Origin of the sequence: Schaalia sp. lx-260 (assembly GCF_021083645.1) — a bacterium.
Lineage (GTDB): Bacteria > Actinomycetota > Actinomycetes > Actinomycetales > Actinomycetaceae > Pauljensenia.
This window is the reverse complement of record NZ_JAJNRQ010000001.1, coordinates 365,549-388,645: the sequence shown is the minus strand read 5'-3', so window position 1 is coordinate 388,645 and position 23,097 is coordinate 365,549. Positions and strand designations below refer to the sequence as shown.

General features: G+C 49.8%; 17 protein-coding genes and 1 other RNA gene. 5 read left to right on the top strand and 13 right to left on the bottom strand.

Going from position 1 to position 23,097, the window contains the following annotated elements; all coding sequences use genetic code 11:
- Positions 1 to 35: 35 nt before the first annotated feature.
- The gene (locus LRP57_RS01535; RefSeq protein WP_231204599.1) at positions 36 to 1,304 is read right to left on the bottom strand and encodes a geranylgeranyl reductase family protein; all 1,269 of its coding nucleotides are present in this window, start codon (positions 1,302 to 1,304) and stop codon (positions 36 to 38) included.
- A 245-nt stretch (positions 1,305 to 1,549) separates the two neighbouring features.
- Positions 1,550 to 2,260, bottom strand: coding sequence for a class I SAM-dependent methyltransferase (locus LRP57_RS01530; protein ID WP_442984701.1), 711 nt, complete (start codon positions 2,258 to 2,260; stop codon positions 1,550 to 1,552).
- A gap of 84 nt (positions 2,261 to 2,344) precedes the next feature.
- On the opposite strand from LRP57_RS01530, the gene LRP57_RS01525 reads away from it, so the two are divergent.
- A complete protein-coding gene (locus LRP57_RS01525; protein WP_231204373.1) occupies positions 2,345 to 3,604 on the top strand; it encodes an isochorismate synthase in 1,260 nt (419 codons plus the stop codon).
- An 85-nt stretch (positions 3,605 to 3,689) separates the two neighbouring features.
- On the opposite strand, the gene LRP57_RS01520 is transcribed toward LRP57_RS01525, so the two are convergent.
- The 4 genes from LRP57_RS01520 to LRP57_RS01505 form a co-directional block, all read right to left on the bottom strand.
- Complete coding sequence (locus tag LRP57_RS01520; protein ID WP_231204371.1) at positions 3,690 to 5,387, bottom strand: S1C family serine protease; 1,698 nt, start codon at positions 5,385 to 5,387, stop codon at positions 3,690 to 3,692.
- A gap of 105 nt (positions 5,388 to 5,492) precedes the next feature.
- Positions 5,493 to 7,244, bottom strand: coding sequence for a 2-succinyl-5-enolpyruvyl-6-hydroxy-3-cyclohexene-1-carboxylic-acid synthase (gene menD / locus LRP57_RS01515; RefSeq protein ID WP_231204369.1), 1,752 nt, complete (start codon positions 7,242 to 7,244; stop codon positions 5,493 to 5,495).
- On the bottom strand, positions 7,241 to 8,434 hold the full coding sequence (locus tag LRP57_RS01510) for an o-succinylbenzoate synthase (protein ID WP_231204367.1): 1,194 nt from the start codon (positions 8,432 to 8,434) through the stop codon (positions 7,241 to 7,243). Before LRP57_RS01510 ends, menD begins: the two co-directional genes overlap by 4 nt.
- Positions 8,435 to 8,446: 12 nt before the next feature.
- Positions 8,447 to 10,627: a beta-galactosidase gene (locus LRP57_RS01505; RefSeq protein ID WP_231204365.1), complete on the bottom strand. Its 2,181-nt coding sequence runs from the start codon at positions 10,625 to 10,627 to the stop codon at positions 8,447 to 8,449.
- Positions 10,628 to 10,865: 238 nt separating this feature from the next.
- Here LRP57_RS01505 and LRP57_RS01500 point away from each other — a divergent pair, with 238 nt between their 5' ends.
- Complete coding sequence (locus LRP57_RS01500) at positions 10,866 to 11,846, top strand: 1,4-dihydroxy-2-naphthoyl-CoA synthase (protein WP_231204363.1); 981 nt, start codon at positions 10,866 to 10,868, stop codon at positions 11,844 to 11,846.
- Between the two features lie 27 nt (positions 11,847 to 11,873).
- Here LRP57_RS01500 and LRP57_RS01495 read toward each other — a convergent pair whose 3' ends face one another.
- From LRP57_RS01495 to LRP57_RS01475, 5 genes are all read right to left on the bottom strand, one after another.
- Complete coding sequence (locus LRP57_RS01495; protein WP_231204360.1) at positions 11,874 to 13,601, bottom strand: sensor histidine kinase; 1,728 nt, start codon at positions 13,599 to 13,601, stop codon at positions 11,874 to 11,876.
- A gap of 124 nt (positions 13,602 to 13,725) precedes the next feature.
- Complete coding sequence (locus tag LRP57_RS01490) at positions 13,726 to 14,460, bottom strand: response regulator transcription factor (RefSeq protein ID WP_231204358.1); 735 nt, start codon at positions 14,458 to 14,460, stop codon at positions 13,726 to 13,728.
- Between the two features lie 82 nt (positions 14,461 to 14,542).
- Complete coding sequence (recR, locus tag LRP57_RS01485; RefSeq protein WP_231204356.1) at positions 14,543 to 15,139, bottom strand: recombination mediator RecR; 597 nt, start codon at positions 15,137 to 15,139, stop codon at positions 14,543 to 14,545.
- Between the two features lie 106 nt (positions 15,140 to 15,245).
- A complete protein-coding gene (locus LRP57_RS01480) occupies positions 15,246 to 18,182 on the bottom strand; it encodes a DNA polymerase III subunit gamma and tau (protein WP_231204354.1) in 2,937 nt (978 codons plus the stop codon).
- A gap of 44 nt (positions 18,183 to 18,226) precedes the next feature.
- Complete coding sequence (locus LRP57_RS01475; RefSeq protein WP_231204352.1) at positions 18,227 to 18,760, bottom strand: flavodoxin domain-containing protein; 534 nt, start codon at positions 18,758 to 18,760, stop codon at positions 18,227 to 18,229.
- Positions 18,761 to 19,196: 436 nt separating this feature from the next.
- Between LRP57_RS01475 and LRP57_RS01470 the strand changes: the two genes are divergently transcribed.
- The 3 genes from LRP57_RS01470 to LRP57_RS01460 are packed head-to-tail and all read left to right on the top strand — an operon-like array spanning position 19,197 to position 22,217.
- Positions 19,197 to 19,799 carry an MptD family putative ECF transporter S component gene (locus LRP57_RS01470; protein WP_231204350.1) on the top strand — a complete coding sequence of 201 codons (603 nt, stop codon included), beginning with the start codon at positions 19,197 to 19,199 and terminating at the stop codon, positions 19,797 to 19,799.
- A 7-nt stretch (positions 19,800 to 19,806) separates the two neighbouring features.
- Positions 19,807 to 20,562 carry an energy-coupling factor transporter transmembrane component T gene (locus tag LRP57_RS01465; RefSeq protein WP_231204348.1) on the top strand — a complete coding sequence of 252 codons (756 nt, stop codon included), beginning with the start codon at positions 19,807 to 19,809 and terminating at the stop codon, positions 20,560 to 20,562.
- Positions 20,544 to 22,217, top strand: a complete 1,674-nt coding sequence (locus LRP57_RS01460) for an ATP-binding cassette domain-containing protein (protein WP_231204346.1) — start codon at positions 20,544 to 20,546, stop codon at positions 22,215 to 22,217. The genes LRP57_RS01465 and LRP57_RS01460 overlap by 19 nt, the downstream gene beginning before the upstream one ends.
- A gap of 20 nt (positions 22,218 to 22,237) precedes the next feature.
- Here LRP57_RS01460 and ffs read toward each other — a convergent pair.
- An RNA gene (gene ffs, locus LRP57_RS01455) (signal recognition particle sRNA small type) lies at positions 22,238 to 22,333 on the bottom strand.
- A 134-nt stretch (positions 22,334 to 22,467) separates the two neighbouring features.
- The gene (gene smpB / locus LRP57_RS01450; RefSeq protein WP_231204343.1) at positions 22,468 to 22,995 is read right to left on the bottom strand and encodes an SsrA-binding protein SmpB; all 528 of its coding nucleotides are present in this window, start codon (positions 22,993 to 22,995) and stop codon (positions 22,468 to 22,470) included.
- Positions 22,996 to 23,097 lie beyond the last annotated feature (102 nt).

Sequence of the window (23,097 nt, the reverse complement as noted above, 5' to 3'; positions counted from 1 at the left end):
GTCCTTGAGGGGCCAACAGCGGTGTCCTGAAAAATTCATACAGGTTTCACCACCTTTGACAGGGCTGTAATCAGTAGGTCGTCAAAGTCTCCGCCGTTTCGTTCGTATCCGTCGGAGAGCAGTTTGTGAACAAGGGTCATCAGTCGAGGTAAAGGTAAGCCTCGCGTCGTACATAGCCGCATAATGTGTGGATTTTCAATGAGGCGCACAAAAATTCGACCCAGTTGATAGTAGCCGCCGTATTCTGTACGCATGGCTTCGGGGTACTCACTTAAAGCGCGGTCAATACCGACTCGCGTGTTCCGTCCCATTGCTTGTGCTATTGCTGCGGCCGCGTAGCGCCCTGCTTTCATACCTGGTGCGATACCTTCACCGTTGAAAGGACTCACCATACCTCCTGCATCTCCTACGAGTAGTAGGCCGTTTGTGTAGTGAGGTGTACGGTTGAAAGACATAGGTAAAGCTGCGCTGGCAAGTGGGCCAACTTGGTTTTCAGGTGTGAAGCCCCATTCGGGTGGCAGGTTTTGTACCCATTGTGCAAAAACTTTTTTGTACGGCAGGTGTGTTGCTTGAGCGTGAGAGGCAACTGACCCAAGGCCCACATTGACCAGCCCATCCCCCAAGGGGAAAATCCACCCATAGCCGGGCAGTAAATCCGATTCCCCTGGTTTTCCAGCCCATAGCTCTAAATGTGATTCCATCCATTCTTCGTTTCCACGAGGAGAACGGAAGTAGGTGCGTGCTGCAACTCCCATAGGCCGGTTGGGGTTTTTCTTTATTCCGAGGCTTGTGGCAAGGCGAGCAGATACGCCTCCTGCGTCAACAACAAGTTTTGCTTTGATCTGCCCTGTCACGGCTTGAGGTCCACGTCCTGAACGTGTGGTGATACCAATAACCCGTCCCGTTGAATCTTGGAGAGCGCCTGTGACTGTCACATTTTCGTTGACACGCGCCCCGGCTTCGCGTGCTCGCTGTACAAGCGCATGGTCTAAGTCCATCCGGCGACGCGCCATGCCGTAGCCTGGGAGAGATTTTTGGTCGGGCCATTCTAAGTGAACGGTATGACCCCCACCAATAACGGTGAGGCCGCGGTTACGTGTCCAGTCTGTTGTGTCGATTCCCATGAAAAGAAGCTCATGTACCGCTGCTGGTGTTAGGCCATCACCGCATACCTTATCGCGCGGGAAAACAGCTTTATCAACCATGAGGACATCAATCCCCATAGTTGCTAAATGATATGCGGTGGAGGCACCAGCAGGACCTGCCCCAACGACGACAACGTCGGCGGTGGCAGCAACGCCCATGTTTTCAATCACTCGCGTCCTCCAGGTCGCTCTTTCATATTCCGTGAGGAAGGAACACTACAGTCCAAGGGGTAACATTACCGGTTAAGACAGGTAAGAGGGACCAAAGCCAATTAATCCCTTGTTTTTAAGCGATCATCAAGGTAAGCAAGGAACAATACACGCACTATTTCGGAAAGACTTATGTTTTCAATTTAATGTGAGTGGATTTGAGTGCTTCATATGAAAGCAATATTTTCCCTCTTTCATTTCTGAGCGCGATGCAAGGCAACAATGCCGCCCGTAAGATTGCGATAATGAACATTTAACCAGCCCACACTCTTTATCATATGAGCCACCGTTTTTTGATCCGGCCATGAACGAATTGATTCCACAAGATAGTCATAGGCCACATCATCAGAGGACACCAGCGAAGCCACACGCGGCATGACATAGTCCAAATGAAGATCGTACAGGCGACGAAAAAGCGGATGCGTCGGAGTAGAAAACTCTGAAACAACCAGACGACCTCCTGGACGCACTACACGATACATCTCACCTAAAGCCCGATCCGGATGAGGAATATTACGCAAACCATATGAAATAGTCACAGCATCAAAAGAGTCATCATCAAAAGGCAATTCCATGGCATCACCATGCACAAACTCTAAGGAAGGATGACGACGACGGCCTACTTCAATCATCCCCTCAGACAAATCACAGGCCACCACATGCGCACCACTGCGAGCTAAAACCTGTGAAGATGTTCCCGTTCCTGCAGCCACATCAAGAATACGATCTGACGGGCACGGAGCGACCGCGCGCGCTAAAGCAGCAAGCCAGATATAGCTCATACCACCAGTTAATACAGCGTTCGTCACATCGTAACGCGCAGAAACATGATCGAACATTGAAGCGATTTCATGCGGCGCTTTATCCAAATCTGCACGTTTAACCGGTGAAGTTCCCTGAGACATATGAGAAGAATTCATAACTCAATCCTTACACGTTGTCCCCCTCAGAGTGAAGCCAAGAAGCTATTTGAGCATTAGCATGTGCGTATGGCTACATGTCTGACTTCAGATTTTTCTGCACTTCATATTCGAGTAGAAGCCTTGCCGGAAAATCACCCACTGGCTCATGTCCCCTTATTCGACCTTGCTCCGCATGGACAGCAGCTCCTCGCGTGGAACGGGACGGGTCACCAGTTACTCGGGTGGGGCAATGCCCTCAGCATCACAGTCGATGGCCCTCACGCTATACGTGATGCTGCGCGAATATGGGATGAGGTGCGTTCTGTGGCTCATGTGGACTCGCCTACCCAGGCACCACGTGCTCCTTTCGCTTTCGGTTCCTTTGGTTTTGCATCGACAACCCCAGGAATCCTCCGCGTACCTGAAGTCACAATTATCGACCATGATTATCAACGTTTTATTGCAACAGCAGCTTTATCTGCCCCAGCACCTGACCCACTAACCAGCGCAGAAGCAGCAGCACAGGAAAAAGAACAGAATCCTATTCATATTCCCTCAGGGCTACGGACTCAACCAGGCCGCATGACACAAAACGCTTGGGCAGAATCAGTCAGACGTGTCATTGAACGTTTGCGTTTAGGTAGCGCATCAAAAGTCGTGATGGCACGTGATATGCGCGTCACCAGTCCTTTACCAGTAGACGAACGATTTTTACTCCAACGTTTAAGCAAACTGTATCCCACCACATGGGTGTACGCCGTTGACAAACTCATCGGAGCAACTCCTGAATTGCTTGCCAGTACGCGCGACGGCACCGTTCATTCACGTGTTCTCGCTGGGTCCGCACGTACACATGCTGATCGTCTCATGACTGATATGAAAGAACGGACAGAACACCTTCTGGCTGTGGAGTCTGTTGTACGCGCATTATCACCTCTGGTTGATTCACTTGACGTACCTAGCGAACCTTTCCTTTTAGAGCTTCCAAATGTTACGCACTTGGCAACAGATATCCACGGGCACCTCAGGGATTCAAATGTCCTTGATGTGGTTTCTGCTGTACACCCCACGGCTGCCGTATGCGGAAGCCCTACTCCTTTGGCTTTTGATCTTTTATCAGCATATGAAACCACCGAACGCGGACGATATTGCGGCCCTATCGGTTGGATTGATGCCCAAGGTGAAGGCGAATTTGGTATCGCTTTGCGATGCGCTCAGCTCAGTAAAGATGGGACCAACTTACGACTTTTCGCAGGTGCCGGAATCATGCCCGATTCTGTTCCAGAAGCAGAACTCGCAGAAACACGAGCGAAAATGTCACCGCTTCTTGAAGCACTCGGCATATAAGAATACGAGCAGCTCATCACATTAGCTTTATGATTGTGTGGTCTTGCCATCACTCAAGGCCACACAATCACTACTCATCTTTCTTTTACTTCTTTGATTGTAAAGTCACAGAGATCTCTGAACTCTTACCCTCGCGAACAACTGTCAGTTTCACTGTGTCGCCACCTTTGTAGCGACGAACATAGCCTGATAGGGCTTTCCCTGAAGCAACATCAGCACCATCAACGGCGGTAATTGTGTCCCCAGATTTCAGCCCTGCTTTTTCAGCGGCACCGCCGGGTACGACTTCTTCAATTTGCGCACCTGCACGAGTAAATGAATCAACTCCAACAGCAGCAGTCTTAATGGTTACTCCCAGAACCGCATGATCGACACTTCCTGTTTCTACCAGTTGTTTCACAACAGAGACAACAAGATCTGAAGGGATCGCAAAACCTAAACCAATAGAACCAGCGGAGCTAGCGGATCCACTGTTAGAAGCGATAGAGGAATTAATGCCAATCACTGAGCCTGTTTCATCAAAAAGTGGCCCACCTGAGTTTCCTGGATTAATTGAGGCATCCACTTGAATAGCATTTGTAATAACAGGTTCATTGCTGGCACTACGATTTCCTTCATCTTCACGCGGCAATTGGCCGAAAGGATCAAAAGGATTCACTTGCTGGTCTTGATCGTTTTCTGAGGAAGTGGAAACCGCAACTGGCCGGTTCACAGCAGAGATAATGCCTGTTGTCACGGTATTTGAAAGTCCCAGTGGCGAACCAATCGCCATCACCTGCGTACCGATTGTTAGCTGCGAGGAAGATCCAAACTGCGCAACAGTTAAATCAGAGGGTGGATTTGTTAGGCGAATAACCGCGAGGTCAGTTGTTTGGTCGTGTCCAACAACGGTTGCGTCAAAAATTCTGTTATCAGCGAGGGTGACAGAAATTTTCCCTTTCCCGTTCAATGCGCTGGAGATAACGTGGTAGTTTGTCACGATTGTGCCGCGGGGATCATAAATAACACCAGAGCCCACACCTGAAGCGTTTTGACTGCTCACATTGATTGTCACAACTGCCGGCGAAACAGCAGCAGCAACAGCTTTCCAATCAGCTATTGTTCCATCGGAGCTGACAGGAGCAACTGTTTGCGTTGTGTATGCAGGAGCCGAAGCGCCTCGTAATCCTGTTATTGCTATTGTTGCGCTCACTGATAAAGCCGCAGTGACCCCCATTGCGCATAGGAGGGCAATCCACCCGGGGGCTTTGCGTTTTTTCCGTTTACTTCTGGTAACAGGTAACGGTGCAGGCGCATAGGGTAGTGCAGATGTGCCCGGATTCTGATTGTGAGAAGTAACGCGAGGCTCTTGAGGAGCGGCAAAGGGGAAAGATTGCGACTGAGAATATGTTGGTCGTATTTCTTGAGGGCTCATCTGGGGTGCCATATAGGGGCGAGGATTTTCTTGGGCAGGCTGAGCTGCTACACGCTGCGCTTCTGGTTCGTGTGGAGGCAGAGGTTGCGTAGGTGCCTGAAAGTGTTCGCGCATCAGATCAGTGTCCTGTGAGCGTCCTTCGACTGTGTGAGTTGTCTGCCCTTCAGTTGCGCGAATATGCTCCTGTGAAGCAATGGGCGTTGAACTATGTGTATCTGCGTGCTCAATAGGTGCGGTATGAGGCGAGGTAGGCATGTCCTGAGCAGAAGTGGAAAGAGGCGTATTTTGTGCCTCATCGTTACCTTCCCAGCGTTCATGAGGTTGCGGAATGGGCCATCCACCTGTTTCGTTTCCATGTGACTCGTTCATTATTCCTTCTTTCGCAAACTCTGTTCTACGGTTTTAGTCTGCCGGAGAATTTTAGAAGTTTACCGAACCTTTTCTGAAAGTTTTCTGAAAATCTAAAAGAGGTGGTCACCCTCGAATACGTTTATACACTTCAGGCACATGATGCACCGGAATATGAACCACCTGAATCCCCCGCCACGGAGCCTGACACACAGCAGGAATATCTTCCACACTCACACACCGATAATCCGCTCCATAAGCCTCACACAATCCTTTCACTGAAACATCAAGGCGCGTACGAAACCACCGATCAAAAAGCTCTACAGGAGCCGCCCCATGTTCCAAAGTAGAAAAAATAGAACCACCCCCATCATCAACAACAAAAATACGTACATCCGGCACATACTCACCATGAGGTACAGCTAAAGCACCCGCGTCATGAAAGAAAGTCAAATCACCCATCAAAGCAGACACGCACTCACCTGAAGCAATCGCCACACCACATGCCGTTGCAAGAGTCCCATCAATACCTGCAAGCCCCCGATTAGTAATCACTAAGCGAGGCCCCCCTCCCCTCGCAACAAGATCGACAGCACGCACAGAATTCGATGCGCCCAAGACAAGGACACCTGAAACTGATTCCCACACATGACGCGCAACCTGCACAGCAGAAGAATCAGCAGGCTCTTGAGCCAATACATCACGAATACGCGCATCCTCATCGTGCGCCACTTTCCACCACAGGTCATACCATGCGTGATCTGGATGAGGCTCCTCAGGCCCAGCAAGAGCTGCCACAACGTGAGTAGCACAGCCCGCCACATCAGTCCACGGTCCTGAAGGAGACTGCACAATAACACGCACACCTTTTTTCGCCAAAAGCCCCTGAACCACACGCGAAAGAGTCGGTCGACCAGTAACAATAACCTGCTCAATCCCCTCCATCAGCTGCGAGCGCGACAGCAAACTTTGTTCGTATGGCAACACGAACTCACTTCGAGGAACAGACGGCTCTGCGATCAAAGGCACACGGGCACGCGAAGCCCATTCACCAACCTGCTTATCAGCGCCTTCACCTGCTACGATAACCGTTCGCAGTTCAGGAACAATGACACTATTCCACGGCACAGGCACAGGCACAGCCGCATGTACTGTCGGCGTGCGCCTAGCTGCTTCATCTGCATAGTCGCACACAACATCAGCAACCCATTCACTATCCTCGCAAAAAGATGTGGGAGTAAGAGGGTCACGTAAACCCACATTGATATGGACTGGACCCGCTTCACCTGTTGGTTTTCCTTGAGCACAAGCCAGAGCCCGTCCCACAATTGCCGGCAGCGATGCTACTTCGTCACTTCCCGCAGGAATATCCCAATTGCCCCGCACATGCGAAGCAAAAACTCCCACCTGATCTGTCGTTTGAGATGCGCCTACTCCTCGCATTTCAAACGGACGATCCGCCGAAAGCACAAGGAGCGGAATCTTCGCATGAGAGGCCTCGGCAATACTTGCATGAAGTTCAGTGACAGCAGTCCCTGAGGTTGTCACGATAGCGACCGGAGCAGGATTTTTACCCTGAACCTCTGCGCCACGGCTTAACCCCAGTGCCAAAAAACCTGCTGAACGTTCATCCACACGAATATGTGAACGCAGATAGCCACGCTTTGTTAAAGCATCCAATACGTAAGCAAAAGGTGCGCTACGAGATCCAGGACAATACACCACATCACGGACGCCCTGCGCATATAAGGCGCCACAAACTGACGCAGCCAAGCGAACACTCGGAGAAATCATTGAGGCATGCCTCCTCTTTTCCTCCTTAGGCTCTGTCTCCCCCGTATGACCAGCAATATTTTCTTGACTTGTTTTATCCCTCATGAAAACGCCTCCATATATGCGCACATATCCCCTAAACGGCTCACCCACCTGTCATAGGTTCCATCCGGTAACGGTTTTTTACCTATTGCCTCCTCATACGGCTCAATAGGGGTAACCGGTAAGAAGCCCTCCGCAACCTGCAATGGTTGATACGTGACATCTGCTGCCAGTAATTGAGATGTTGCCAAACCACAGGCCACAGGCTCTTGCTGATCCATCAGATATGCGGCTGTGCGGATACCGGTCGCCAATCCGACCGATGATTCCAAAGCAGAGGAAACAACCACCCGTACTCCTGTGCGTTCAGCTAGATCCACTGTGCGCTCATATCCACCTAAAGGCGCTACTTTCACAACAGCCACATCTGCAGCTTGCTTACGTATGACTTTCATCGGGTCATCTGCTCTGCGAATTGATTCATCTGCAGCAATGGGAACATGTTGGGCTTTACGCACATAAGCTAATTCTTCAACTGTCGCACACGGCTGCTCCGCGTATTCAAGGCCACCAACGCTACTGGCTGCACGGTCAAGCTCCGCTAAAGCACGAATAGCCTCATCCTTATCCCACGCTCCATTAACATCCACGCGCACGCGAGCACGCTCCTGTCCCACAGTACGCACAAGCGCATCAGCAACAGCTTCTACGCGCTCACAGTCATCATATAAACGAGTACGAGGATCTGCGACTTTTACTTTCGCAGTCGCACAGCCACCGCTTCTTTCCACACGCTGCACTGCTTCTTCTGGAGAGCTGACAGGGATAGTAACATTCACAAGGACCCGATCAGCATGTACCTGCGGCGGGGCTACACAGGCTGCCTGCCATGCTGAAAATAGCCAGCGTGAAGATTCTTGCGGACCGTATTCAACAAAAGGCGCAGCTTCCCCCCAGCCGTATTCACCGTGGAGCAACAGGCCCTCACGTATCGTCACACCGCGAAAGCGCGTCACTAAAGGAAGCGAATACACAACTATGCGATCCACGCCCTGCAAGGTACGCCGAATATGCGACGAGCATGAGGACATATCAACCTCACGCATTGCCGCATACGATCGTGAAAAAGGTAGGCTTTGGGGTTTCATCGGTTGCGCCACAGTTTCACGCTCTAATGCGTTTGTCTGCACAAAAGAAGAATCCTCTGTCTGTACAAGAGAAGAACCCTCACGCGACGAAAACTCGTAATCCACACAGGTATTGTGTCATTGCTTGCCCTTAGCTGTGGACTCAAGAGCTGCATGTCCTCCTGTATCCACCACCATGACGCTACGCGGAGCAAGCATCACGTGCCCACGGCATTCTTGCTGATCGACTAAATCTGTCCCAATAATCCCTCGTAATTCAACAGATTTATCTGAATGATTCAACAAAAACAGGTACGGTCCGCGTCGTTGCGCTTCTACCCCATCAGGAAGGTCTGCCATCACCGGTCGCACACGCGCGTAAGCACAGACCAAAGTTGCTATGGCATAGCGTGATAGAGCATCCACATCACATGCGATATACCAGGCTGTCCCTTGCCCGCACAGATGTCGGGTAATTGCGGGCATACCTGAAAGATCTGCGCCACCGCCTCGGCCATCAAATACTGCGATAATGTCAATGTCTGTTGTTTTCTGCCACGTATCTCCTCGATACGGCATGATTTCTTCTGCCCACATACCGCAACGCATATCTGGCGCAGGAGAACCAATACGTTCCAGACAGCGACGCAAAGGCTCAGACACTACACTTAACCCTGCCCACGTACACGCGCTTGGCACACCCACAGCACGACTCAAACGGTTCACAGCATCTCCACGACTATCACTTGCTGAACTGGGAGAAATAACCTCACCCGTTAAAGCGGCGTGGTCGCTCACAGCAACACCTACAAGTTCACGCAAAGACCCGAGGTATCCGCCTGTGACTGCTTTCATGTGCTCATCAACAACACCTGAAGGTCCTTCCACAATCACGTGTGCTCCCTGCTGGGCTGCTTCACGTAAACGTTGAGCACAATCTGGATAGTCAATGAAAAGTTCCGGAACAATAATGAGGCGATACTTACGAAAATCTGCATCCACTGGGATAACGTCTGTTGCAATCCCCGCTTCCCATAAAGTGCGGTGCCACGCCCGTGTGCGTTCAAAAGGCGCATCAGAAACCGGGCCGATAGCAGATTCTTTCGCCCATTGGGAAGGCCAATCCATCACAACCGCCACCTGAGCCTCATATGATGAACCCATCACGGGGGCAAGACGCTGTATGACTTCGCCTGTACGCACCACCTCATGCCATGTACGTGATTTTTTCCCTGAATGTGGCACCATCCCCGAATGGAAGGTTTCTGATCCGCGCACGGATTGCCGCCACTGGAACTGTAAAATCCCATCAGCACCGTGCGCCATTTTTGCTACAGACCAGAGGGTAAATTGTCCTGGTCGTTTCGGTGAATTGCGTTCACGCCATTGGACCGCGCTGGGAGCTTGCTCCATCAGGAGCCATGGTTTCCCCGCTTTTAAGCCTCGCATAATATCTGCAGTCCAGGCCGCTGTATGCGCGGCAGCAGGATCGGCTGGATCAGGGTATGAATCATCAGAAATAACATCAAGATATTTCGCCCACTGCGCATAGTCCAGACTTGAAAAATCACCCATGAAATTCGTTGTCACTGGGCGATCGGAGTATTCACGTATCGCTTCCTTTTCCATACGCATAAGTGAAAGCAGGTTTTCTTGGCAAAAACGTTTCCAATCAAGATCCTGAGCAGGATTATGGAATGTTGGCATTTCACGAGGCGGCATGATCTGTTCGTAGGCGGTGTAGCGTTGCGACCAAAAAGCCGTTCCCCATACTTCATTGAGCTCTGTGAGATTGCTGTAACGGTTACGTAACCAGACGCGGAATGCATCTGCGCATATGTCACAGTAACACTGTGCTGTGTGACACCCGTATTCATTACCGATATGCCATAAAGCAACTGCCGGATGGCCGCCAAAACGTTGGGCAAGACGCTGAACCAGGCCCCGGGCAGCTGCACGGTAGATAGGGGAAGATGGACAATACTGCTGTCGTGAACCAAAACCTAAACGCACACCATGCTTGTCTACAGGTAATGTTTGAGGGTATGTATGGGCCATCCATGCGGGTGGGGATGCTGTTCCGCTGGCAAGATCAACAGCTATTCCTGCTGCATGTAAACGGTCAATAATGGAAGCCAACCAGTCAAAGTCATAGTGCTTTTCTGTTGGTTCAAGGAAAGCCCACGAAAAGATGCCGAGGGAAATCATTGTGACCCCGGCTTCGCCCATCAGGTGAATATCCTGATCGATTGTTGCTTCGTCCCATTGTTCGGGGCTCCAGTCGCCACCATACGCGGGTGTTCGTAGCGTTGGAATCATCTTCACTTCCTTTGACTTTGCGTACACATGTACGTGTATTTCAGCATAATTTAATTGAGGCTGAGACCGCCTATCATTGCTCATATTGCTTGATATTGCTTGCCTTTTCCTCATCCCTTGGGGGGCAAAGTTTTGAAGAACTGCTGGCGTGGGTTGAGCGCGTCGTTTTCCCTCGTTCCTTGGGAGCAAAGCCTTATGAATTCCACACGTGCAGCTTGTGGCACCTAAGCTAGAGATCATGAGTGCTTTAGATTGTGTTTCTGATACTTTCGATCCCACACGCTGGCGTGAGGTCAGCGGATTTACTCTGTCAGATGTCACGTATCATCGTGGCATTTCACGTGGCTATGAGCTTGATGGAAAACCTGCGGGTAAGGATTTACCTGTTGTTCGGATAGCTTTTGATCGACCGGAGATTCGTAATGCTTTCCGCCCTCATACCGTTGATGAACTATACCGGTGTTTAGATCACGCGCGGATGAGTTCTGATGTGGCTGCTGTTATTTTGACAGGTAATGGTCCGTCGCCGCGTGATGGTGGGTACGCTTTTTGTTCTGGTGGCGATCAAAGGATTCGTGGGCGTGACGGGTACCGTTATGAAATCGAAGGCTCAGATGCGAATGCTGATACTGGTACGCGGCGTGAAAATGTTGATCCTGCGCGTGCTGGACGCTTACATATCCTTGAGGTACAAAGACTTATTCGGACTATGCCGAAAGTGGTGATTGCGGCTGTTCCTGGTTGGGCTGCTGGTGGCGGCCATTCACTTCATGTGGTGTGTGATTTGTCGGTTGCTTCACGTGAGCATGCGGCTTTTATGCAAACTGATGCGAATGTTGGTTCTTTTGATGCAGGTTATGGTTCTGCGCTTCTTGCACGTCAAGTGGGGGACCGCAGAGCACGTGAAATATTTTTCCTTGCTGAACGTTATGATGCTGATACCGCAGAAAAGTGGGGTGCCATCAACCGTGCTGTTACGCATTGCGAGCTGGAAAATACGGCTTTAGAGTGGGCACGTATCATCGCAACAAAGTCACCACAAGCAATACGGATGCTGAAGTTTGCTTTCAATCTCGCTGATGATGGTTTAGCCGGCCAGCAAGTGTTCGCAGGAGAAGCGACACGTATGGCGTATATGACGCATGAGGCTCAAGAAGGACGTGATGCTTTCCTTGAACATCGCACGCCGGATTGGTCGCAGTATCCGTACTATTACTGAGCTATTGCTGACAACAATAAGGGTTTTTCATGAGGGCTGCTCTGCGGTTTCCTCGTAGTCCATACGCGGTAAAACGACCGTATATATCGTCCCATGTGTCATATCTGCGATAGGTTCTTCTCCCTCGCAGACGGTGCTTAAAATTACTTTCCCACCTAAGGCTTCTACGATTGAGCTCACAATGGAAAGACCTAATCCAGATGAGCCTTTTCCAGTGGCGCGTGTGCGGGATGTATCAGCACGAACAAAACGATCAAATACCGTATCGCGTAAGTGTTGAGGAATACCTGGGCCGTTATCACGCACAGTAATCACAAGGTTTTCTTTCCCTTTGTCTGCGGATTGTTCATGCGCGTCAGAATCGACAGGTGTATTCGTGAAATATGTTGTTCCTTGAGCTTCCTCTGGCTGGATTGATAAATCCACAATTGTTCCTGCCGGAGTGTGTACACGCGCGTTGCTCAACAGATTCGCAAATACCTGCCGTAAAGCGGCTTCATCACCGCGCACGTAGCAGTGTTCAGCTTGCGCACCTTGAGGAATATTTAGATTCCATTGGTGCTGTGGACTTGCTGCGTGAGCATCTGTCAGGGCGTCAATGGCAAGAAGAATGATATTGACAGGTTCCGTATTCAGTTCCCGTCCTGCATCAAGGCGTGCCAGTAATAGTAGGTCCTCCACAAGGTCAGACATACGTGCTGATTCTGCGCCAATACGAGTTAAGGCTGTTGAAGTATCAATGGAGTTTCGTTGCAAAAGCTGGGTGTATCCCTGAATTGAGGCTAAAGGGGTACGTAATTCATGTGACGCATCCGCTACGAACTGACGTAAACGTTGCTCAGATTCGGTGCGAGCTTGGAAAGCATGTTCCACATTGTCAATCATGGCGTTTAACGCTTGGCTCACGTCCCCAACTTCTGTTCCTTTAACGATCGCAGTAGGTTCCACCCGTTCAAAAGGTTCTATTGTCTGTGTCGCGCTTAAATCTTTATGGCTTATTTGGCGCGCTATTTGGGCAACTGCTCCGAGGGGTTTCATTTCACGGAGCACCCAGCGGCGGCCAAGCAAGGCAGCTACACCTGCAATCACACATGCGCACGCGCATGCAATCAGCAACAATGTGCGCGTCAGTCCATATACATGATCCAATGATTGTCCAACAACAATGCGCGTGCCATCCGAGGTTTCTGTGGCAGCTACACGAAAATATCCGTGTGGTCCTACATATACCGTGCGATAGTGTCCTGTTGTTGGCACATGCGTGAGGACATCAATTTCAGGTTGTTTCAGGGTAAGTACTCGAAATCCTCGCACAAGACCGGTGTATATGCCTTGGCTTGTCGATATGAGTTGCAGTTGACCGTCATGTGATCCTGGACCATCCAAATCTGAAGGAGGAAGCGGTAAACTCTCAGATTGCTCCGAGTGTGCTAAGTCCCCCGATTGCTCAAGTGGAGCGGCTTCTTCACTGGGTTTTTCTGTTTGCTGGCTTTCTTTGTCAAAGGCGTCAAATGAGCGACCAATATTTTCCGCTGCTTTCACAGCAGGGATCACATCTTCATTTTCAATAAGATTTTTGACATGCGTTAAGTCTTCTTGCACTGACATGTCCAGTTCGTGAACCATCCAAGTGCGCATGGCATAGCTGGCAGCACCTGTCATTAAAGCAAGCGACACAGCAACAATTAAGGCCATAAATATAGATAGGCGTGTTGATAAAGCCCATCGGCGTATAGCACGTCTTGTTGTTTTCATATTCATCACTTTCACACCCCTTTTTTCCAAGTGGAAAGGTTTTCATATAGACAGTTCAGAGGCATTTTCTGTAAGCAGGACTCTGAGGAACATTCATGAAAGCGAATACACATGGCTACTTGCTCTAGGCTGGTGGACGCAACATGTAACCTGCTCCGCGTAATGTGTGGATCATTGGTTCACGGTCACGATCAATTTTTTTACGTAAGTAAGACACGTACAGTTCCACAACATTTGCTTGCCCACCAAAATCATATGACCACACACGGTCAAGAATCTGAGATTTTGAAAGCACAATATTTGGGTTTTCCATGAAATATCGTAAGAGCTCAAATTCTGTATTTGTTAAAAGAATGGGTTGTCCTGCGCGTGTCACATCGTGTGAATCTTCGTCCAGAACAAGGTCACCCACTGTGAGTATGTGGCTTACTGTGGTGCTGGCCATGCCAGCTCGACGTAAAAGCGCATCAATGCGGGCGATTACTTCGTCCAAATCGAAAGGTTTTGTCACATAATCATCCGCACCTGCACGTAGACCCGCTATACGATCAGCAACAGCGTCACGTGCTGTAAGGAAAAGAACAGGGATATGTGGATGTTTTTTGCGAAGGCGTTCCAGCGTGGCCATTCCATCCAACCCTGGCATTTGAACGTCAAGGACAACAATATCCGGTTGGTATTCATCTGTGCTTTCTAAGGCTTCCCAACCATTAGCTGCGGTGCGCGTCATCCATCCTTGGTGCCGCAATGCTGCACTTAAAAGTTCAGCAAGCACAGTTTCATCATCAACAACAAGGATGCGGATGGGGCTACCATCGGGTCGCGTAAATGAAGATTGATTGGAAGTCACATTCGTCATTTTGTCAGGTCGCACTAAAAAAGGACACCTGAAAAACTATGATTTTCCTGTGGAACTGAAGAAGTTGTGTTTCTTCGAGTTTTTAGTCGATGTGTCTGCGGCCTTCAAGTGCTCGCCCGAGTGTCACAGCATCGGCGTATTCTAGGTCGCCTCCCACTGGTAATCCCATAGCAAGTCGTGATGTTGTCACGCCAATAGTCGCTAAGGTGCGCGCAAGGTAAGAGGCTGTGGCTTCGCCTTCAATATTCGGATTCGTTGCCAAAATAATTTCAGTTACTTGCCCGTCTTGAAGCCGTGTGAGCAGTTCACGTATGCGTAATTGTTCTGGGCCGATCCCCCTCATCGGATCAATTGCGCCGCCCAGTACGTGATAACGACCTCGGAATACTCGGGCTGCTTCAATTGCCTGTATGTCTTTTGGCTCTTGGACCACGCAAATCATCGTGGGGTCACGACGTATGTCACGACAAATAGCACAGGTATTTTCTTCTGTCAGATTCGCGCATATTTCACAGTGATGAACACGAGTACGAACTGCGTTAATGGCTTCCACAAGCATTGATACTTCATCAGGTTCTGCTTCTAAAAGATACAAAGCCATACGTTGAGCTGATTTTGGGCCAACTCCGGGAAGGCGTCCCAGTTGATCAACGAGGCTTTGTAAAGCACCTTCATACATGGGTGTTTCTTTCTTTCAGCTAAATACCAGAAATGATGACGAATCGATCAAACATAGGAATACTACGCGTTGATGTCAGCTTTGCTGTGGAGCGTAAGAGGTGGGTTTATGTGTTTTTCGTGTCAATTACTGTCCCGCCCAGCACATCAAAAACTGCTGCTAAACCAATTTTTCCTGTGTTTTCCGCGTCAATATCGTCAATACTCGCTGATTCATCATCTGCTGCACTTACACGAGCTGGGCGCGCAGCAGGCTGATTTTCCTGTGTCACAGTCATTTCTGATGATGCGGATTCATGATGTTTTCTTTGAGGATACCTGTCGGAAAAAGCTCCATATCCGAAAGCTTCCGCCACTTTACCTTCGGATACAAAAGGATCCTCATTACTGTATGTGACTTCTCCCCCGGGCACAGCCACCGTTTCACTCCAACCATTTATCACAGGTACAGATTGCATATGCGGTGGATCTGCTGGGCTAAATGGCCCTGCGTCATGGGCAGAAGGAGCGATATTTCCTTCCTCTTTTTCTATTCCAGTAGTGCTTATTCCTATGGAAGCATCAATGGATTTTGTGCTTTCTGTGGGGTTTTGTTGATATGCAGGTGAGTGTGACAGATCATTTTTTTGACTTTCTGGAGGAATATTTTTTACAGGCAAAGGCTCCCATTCAGCTTCAGCGGGTCCAGGACGGTAATCGGCGTATTGTGTTGAGTCTACGTTTGTCGGCTCTACCAGCGCAGATTCATGAAAAGGTTCCTCTCTTGTCAGCGAATTTTCTCCCTCAACAAGGTACGTATCACGATAATCTTCAGGGAAAGTGTGACTATGGTTTTCTTGTGTAGGTGAGGCATTGGCCTCGTCAGTCATTCCTCGCCTATTTTCCTCAGAAGAAGCCGGGAAAGAGGTGGGGGGGATTGCTGCTTGCGGCCACACTGATTCAGAAGCAGGGACTGCTTCCGTTTCCCGATATGCGGGTGATTCATCAGGGAGTGAATCAGATTCACGCAGTGGCATATTGACAACTGCAGAAGCAGCCGTCACGGGTCGCCCACCCCCTACTTGTCCTATTTCAGCACGAACCTCAACATGTATACCTGTAACTGCGTGGATTGCTTGGGCGACGATATTTCCACGTCCACCGTGAGTAAAGTGCGAAACATGCCCTGCGGTGGGCAAAAGAATGACCACGGTATTTCCATCTACAGCGCCCAGCTGCCCGTATTGGTGAAGTAAGGACCACACCACACGGCTGGTTGATGCTAAGCGGTCAACAATTTCACCCCATCGCCCTCGGATAGCATCTGCTTCTTTATGCAAATCTGCACCCTCAGCAGGGATGATCGGCCTTTGTTCCGTTGAAGTATCAGGATGAGCAAAGGCAACAGGGGATGTATCTTCAGTTTTTTTGCTCTGTTCGTTGTTTTCCTTTTCTTTATCGGGTGAGGCAGATACAGTCCTAGTGAAGCGGTCACCGTTTTTTACCGTATCCGCTTGTGCCCCCTCAGGTCTTATATCTTCAACGTGATGTCCAGGAACACGCGGTACCGTGTCTTGCGGCCATGAAGATTGCTGCGTTGGCGCATCAGGCATTTCGGGGCGAGTATTTCCTGATTCCAGTCCACCACTGTGAGGAATATTCATTGCTGCGTTGGGCGATTGCGCCGAAAATTCAGCATTATGTTCACTGGTAGCACCGTGAGTAGCTGCCGTTTGGAGCGATTTACCTGAAGTAGCTTGTGCTTCTTGACGTTTACGCGCATATGCCTCACGTGCTTCACGAGCACCAAAGCGACGCGGAACCTCAGATTCATATGTTTCGCGCGAGGGGGCTTCTGATTGTTCAGGGGTGGGTGCTCCTCCGCCGCTTAAACCAACAATGCCTGGCACCGAGGATTCCTCAAGGTCTGCCAAATAAGCTGTGCGTTTACCTTGCGCCCAGCTTTCCGTAGGAACCAAAATACGACCGATCAACAGCTCTAATTGAAGGCGAGGTGATGTCGCACCCGTCATTGCTCGTAAGGCTTCATCCGTTAAATCAGCAGCACGTGAAAGCTGACGTGGTCCCCAATTACGGGCTTGCACATACATGCGTTCCAGCTGATCCTGCGGTATATCTGAAAGGACTTGCTTAGCCCCCTCGCCTGCCACAGAAATAATCAGCAAATCACGTAAACGCCGCAAAAAGTCCTCAACAAATCGACGTGGATCTTGACCTGATTCCACCATGCGCTCAATGACACGATACGCTGCTGCCCCATCACCACCGGCGAGCGCATCAATGCTATGGTCAAGAAGCGCTTGATCTGTGTACCCTAATAAAGCTACAGCTGTTCCGTATGACACGGATTCATCAATTGCTCCAGCCATCAGCTGATCTAAGACCGATAAAGTGTCGCGTACCGATCCTCCACCCGCGCGTATTACCAGTGGGATCACCCCAGAATCCATGGTGATGTGTTCGTCATTGCATAGCTGTTCAACATATGGGGCAAGAACATCTGGGGGTACTAAACGGAATGGATAGTGGTGTGTGCGCGAACGAATAGTGCCCAGAACACGTTCTGGTTCTGTCGTTGCGAAAACAAATTTCACATGTTCTGGGGGTTCTTCCACCAGTTTAAGTAGGGCGTTGAAACCTTGCGGTGTCACCATATGCGCTTCATCAACAATGAAGATTTTGTAGCGATCACGTACGGGAGCAAATGTGGCACGTTCTCGTAAATCGCGCGCATCGTCAACACCACCGTGGGATGCCGCGTCAATTTCAACGACATCTAAAGACCCTGGTCCTCCTGTCGCAAGTTCACGGCATGAGTCACATTGACCGCACGGGGTGTCCGTAGGTCCGTGAAAACAGTTCAGACATCTGGCCAAGATACGTGCAGATGTGGTTTTTCCACAACCTCGTGGGCCTGAAAAAAGGTAGGCATGGGTTACGCGGTTCGCTCGTAAAGCGGCACGTAAAGGATCGGTGACATGTGTTTGTCCGATCACTTGTGCGAAAGTGTCAGGGCGATAACGACGGTAAAGGGCTGTGCTCACATATCAACCCTAAAGCCCCGGACCCACATTTGCGTCCTTGACCATCAGATGTTTTTTATTAAAGAGGCAAATTGACCTGCAAAATCATCGACAGCCCGCCAATCGGTGTAGACCTTTTTCACACCGGGGCCATGTGGTTTACCGGTGTGGGCAAGTATTTTATCCATAACAAATGCGTCAACTCCACTATATAAATCAAAGTCAATTTCCCCACCGAAAAGGCAGAGCAGTGTCGGTTCCCACGGTGTGGAAGCAAGGAATTTACGTGAATACACATTTGTGTCTGGTTCAGATTTATCAGGGTTTTCTGACGATAAGCTAACTCCAACAAAGGCTGTTGGCATTTTATTCAAGCGACGCGCGTGGCGTCGTGTCCATTTTTTGAGGCGTGGCGAATAGAAACCATATCGTACGGAAGCTCCGACAAGAACTGCGTCTATGTCCTCAGGGAGGGATCGCATAGCATGTACCGGTCGTATAAGAACTTCATGCCCTTCACGTTCAAGGATTCGCGTCATTGCGCACACAATTCGAGTGGTATGCCCGAAACGACTGGAATGGAGAGCGAGAACTTTCACGATTCCTCCTGCGCGGTCTTTTGTTCTGTGGGGAAATTAATACGTAGATGAAAACTCATCCTTCTCAACGGTACGCCATTGTCATCACCTATCTGATGACAAGCTGTCATATCGTGCTACGACAGCGAGTAAACCTATGCTTCTCAGTATTTTCTGTTCGGGATGCATATTTTTCTTTTCTCATCTTTACCTATTGTGGGCCTTCCTGACTCCCTGAAATTCGATACATGACTGTCATGAAAGTCCTTTTTCTACCTCCACATTCATGCCGCTTCTACGCCACGAAAGACATGATGGGAAACAACATTTTCCTGGCATTCACGTCACAACAGTTCAAAATGGCGTGTCGCAGTAAATAATATGACATTCTTAGTTCAAGTTGTCACAAACCCTTCGGTTTTCTTTCCTACTTCTCCTCCACTCATAAGGACACCCAATGACCACCTCAACCCCCACAGGCCATGCCCTCGCTCCACGCGCACTCATCAACATCGGCATTTTCGGCGCAATCTATTTCTTCATACTTTTCCTCAGCTCACTCGTCAGTTTCGTCAGCCCAGCACTACACCTAGTCGGCATCCTTATTGGCACGCTTATCAATGCCACCGTCGTTATCCTTTTCATGGTGAAAACACCCCGCGTATTCGCTATGACGCTTTTTGGCACACTTATCGGCGGCACAATGGCCCTTCTCGGACAATTCTGGGGAACCGTTATCGTAGCTGCCCTATGCGGCTTTATCGCCGATCTCATCCTTTACTCTGGTCACTACACTTCACGGTGGCGCGCATGCCTTGCCTTCGGTATCTTCCAATTCTGGTTAATCGCGCCGCTCATCCCCGTCATCATTGGATCTGACGCTTTCTTCCAACGCATTACACGACGCCAAGGAGCAGAATACGCAGACTTTATGCGCAGCCTCTTTACTCCGTGGTTCCTCATTGGATTCCACATTGCACTCTGTATTGTCGCTGTCGGAGCCGCATGGGTTGGCACCCGCATATTGGATAAGCATTTTTCACGCGCCGGCATCCTGTGATCCTCACGTGTCATTCTTCAACAACATTCACTTCTTCCACGGAAAAACAGCACATAACGCCACATCATTTCGTGTAGATCCCCGAACGAAAATTCTTGCACTCCTGCTCACAAATACTCTTGTCATGGGCCGAGGCCCCTTTTTGCTGGCACTCGTATGCGCTGTACTCCTTTTTCCTCTCCTTGCATCAGCCGTACCACTACGTAAGGTATGCATCTGGTTCACATGGACCTTCCTATGGGCCGGTGTCTATATGTGCGCACCACTCCTATGGGTTGGTTGGATCCCCACCCTCACAGCAGGATTAGGCTTTTGGTTTACACGTTTCAGCGTATGCGCAGGAGCCGCGTGGTACCTTATTTCTTCCACACAAGTTGCCCACCTCATTGCAGCACTGTCAGCACTGAAAATCCCCCAGTTTTTCATTATTCCCCTCGCTGTCATGCTCCGATTCCTGCCCTCACTTTCTGTGGAACTACATAATATTCACGACGCAATGCGCCTACGCGGAATAGATGTCAGCCCTCACAAAATAATGCGTCACCCCATACGCACAGCTGAATACATCCTCGTTCCTCTGCTGACTTCCACCACACGTATGGCCGATGAACTCAGCGCCTCCGCTCTGCTACGCGGATTAGGACGAAAAGGGCCACATACTAGCCGAATTACTCTACGATGCTCGCTTGGAGACATCTACATCCTCTGCGGCCTCTGCGTCCTCGTGATTTTTTACTTCTACGGATGGGAATTGAACATATGACATATGAAGCTGCCCCCACAAATCCACGCGGAAGTATTCATATCCACGAGGCCTCATTCCTTTACCCCACCCACACAGGCTCAGCTTCCCCTTGGGCAACAAAAGAAAACACGCAACCCCTCACACAAACATATGAACACGGCCTGCACGATATTACTTTCTCTTGCCCACCAGGAAGTACCACGCTGCTCTGCGGCCCAAGCGGAGGCGGAAAATCCACCATACTGCGACTTATCAACGGCATGATTCCACTTTTTCACAGCGGAACACTCAGCGGAAAAATCCGCGTCAATGGCACTGAACTTCCCTACGATTCTTTGAATCAGGCAGGTGAACTCACCTCCACAGTCTTTCAAAACCCACGAACACAGTTTTTTACTACCCACGTGCGTGACGAACTTGCTTTTCGCGCAGAAAACTACGCAGAAAAGCCTGAAAATATTGACCATTCGATCTGCGCTGGTGCAGAAAAAATGGGAATAAGTGCGCTATTAGATCGCCCACTCACACATTTATCCGGAGGCGAACTACAAAAAGTCGCTTGCACGCAAGCCTATATCGCACATACACCCATCATTATCTTCGACGAACCAAGTTCCAATCTCTCACCTGAAGCAATTGAGGACCTGCGCTTGCTCCTACAAAAATTACGTAACGACAAACGCACTCTCCTTATCGCTGAGCACCGCGTATATTTCCTCCGCGAACTGGTCGACCAGGTATTACGTATCGACGGTGGGAAAATCACACACAGGTGGAGCGGAAATGAATTTTTTGCCCTCCCAGATCAGATACGCCACTCTTTAGGACTGCGCACCCTGAAACCGCCCTCCAAGTGGGATGACGTTAATCTACCTACTCAAAATCACAGCTCTCATACTGCGACACGCGCTGATTTGGCTGCCCCTGTCCTGCTACAGAAAAACAGCCCTACAGCTACGAACAGCCCTACAAGTCATGCTTTTGACCTCTCCCCCACATCCCTTGTCTCTCCGGAAACACTCATACTCACAGACCTCGAACACGCCTACCAGCATCAGCAAGTTCTTCGCATCCCCTCCCTTCATATTCCAGCCGGCCGTGTATGCGCTCTCATCGGGCCAAATGGTGCAGGTAAAAGTACACTCGCGCGTATTCTATGCGGCTTGCGCGAACCTTCAGGAAAAAGAAGCACAATCCAATGGGATGGGCGCTCCCTCAACGCACGTGAACGACAAAAACATAGCGCCGTCGTCATGCAAGACGTTCATCATCAGCTTTTCACACAATCCGTCACCGAAGAAATACATTTAGGTAAGGACCCTTCCGTCAGCGCAAACGATATTGAGGACCTTATTTCGCATTATCAGCTCACAGATGTCGAAACACGACACCCTCAATCGCTTTCAGGCGGACAAATGCAACGTGTCGCAATGGCGGCAGCACTTGCACGCCGCGCACATATCCACATATGGGATGAACCAACATCCGGTATTGATGCTCGTCATTTACAGCGCGTCGCACAGCAACTCACAGAACTAGCTCAAGCTGGCCATGTGGTCATTGTTATCACGCATGATTCTGAACTCATTGATGCATGCGCAGACCATGTTTTGCTTTTACGTTCCCTCAAGGATATATCCCCTAAAGAATCACAAACTGTGTGGCTGAGCTAGGGGAAGCAAAGGTTAAGAAAAGAAAAGATCCTCCGCGCACCCGTCAGCGCACCCTTATCCTTGCTGCCTTCCAGCCCTGGGGAGGTTCGGATGATAACGTCACACGGAGGACCACTAGGAAGTGTACACGCCTAGGCACGTTGCGTCGAATGGGCGTATCTATGAGCGGCCAAGCTAAATAGCCCACAATCTGGGCAGCGCTTTCTATTACCTGATGAACGTCCTGCACATACTGGCAAATATAAGACAATCAGTGCCGCGCTTGACGAACATAGCGACGCATCGCGCGCTCTGCTTCACGTTTATCTTGCGCTTCGCGTAATGCATGGCGTTTATCAAATTCTTGTTTGCCTTTAGCCAAAGCAATTTCCACTTTAACGCGTCCCATAATGAAGTACAGTTCCAAAGGAACAATTGTGTAGCCTTTTGCTTGAACTTTCTGCGCTAATTCAGCGATTTGTGTACGGTGAAGCAGCAATTTACGTTTACGTGTAGGCGCATGGTTATTCCACGACCCTTGCGCATACATTGGGATATTTGCACCGTACAACCACGCTTCCCCTCGCGCGATTTCAACCCATGAATCCACCAAGGATGCGCGGCCCATACGTAAAGCTTTTACTTCAGTTCCTGAAAGGACCAGCCCCGCTTCCCATGTGTCCTCAATCAGGTACTCGTGACGCGCTTTTTTATGACGCGCAATTGTCTTTTTCGCATCAGAAGCAGCTTTACGGCGCTCAGCCTCTGTCATTTTTGGTTTTTTCCATTCTTTCGGCACAGTTCATCACCTCCTCTTTTTTTCATCGTGTAGCACCACGCAGTATCTATACGCTCGCATCATATATCCGACGGAAGATAAAAGCTTAGGCGCTGCTCCCCT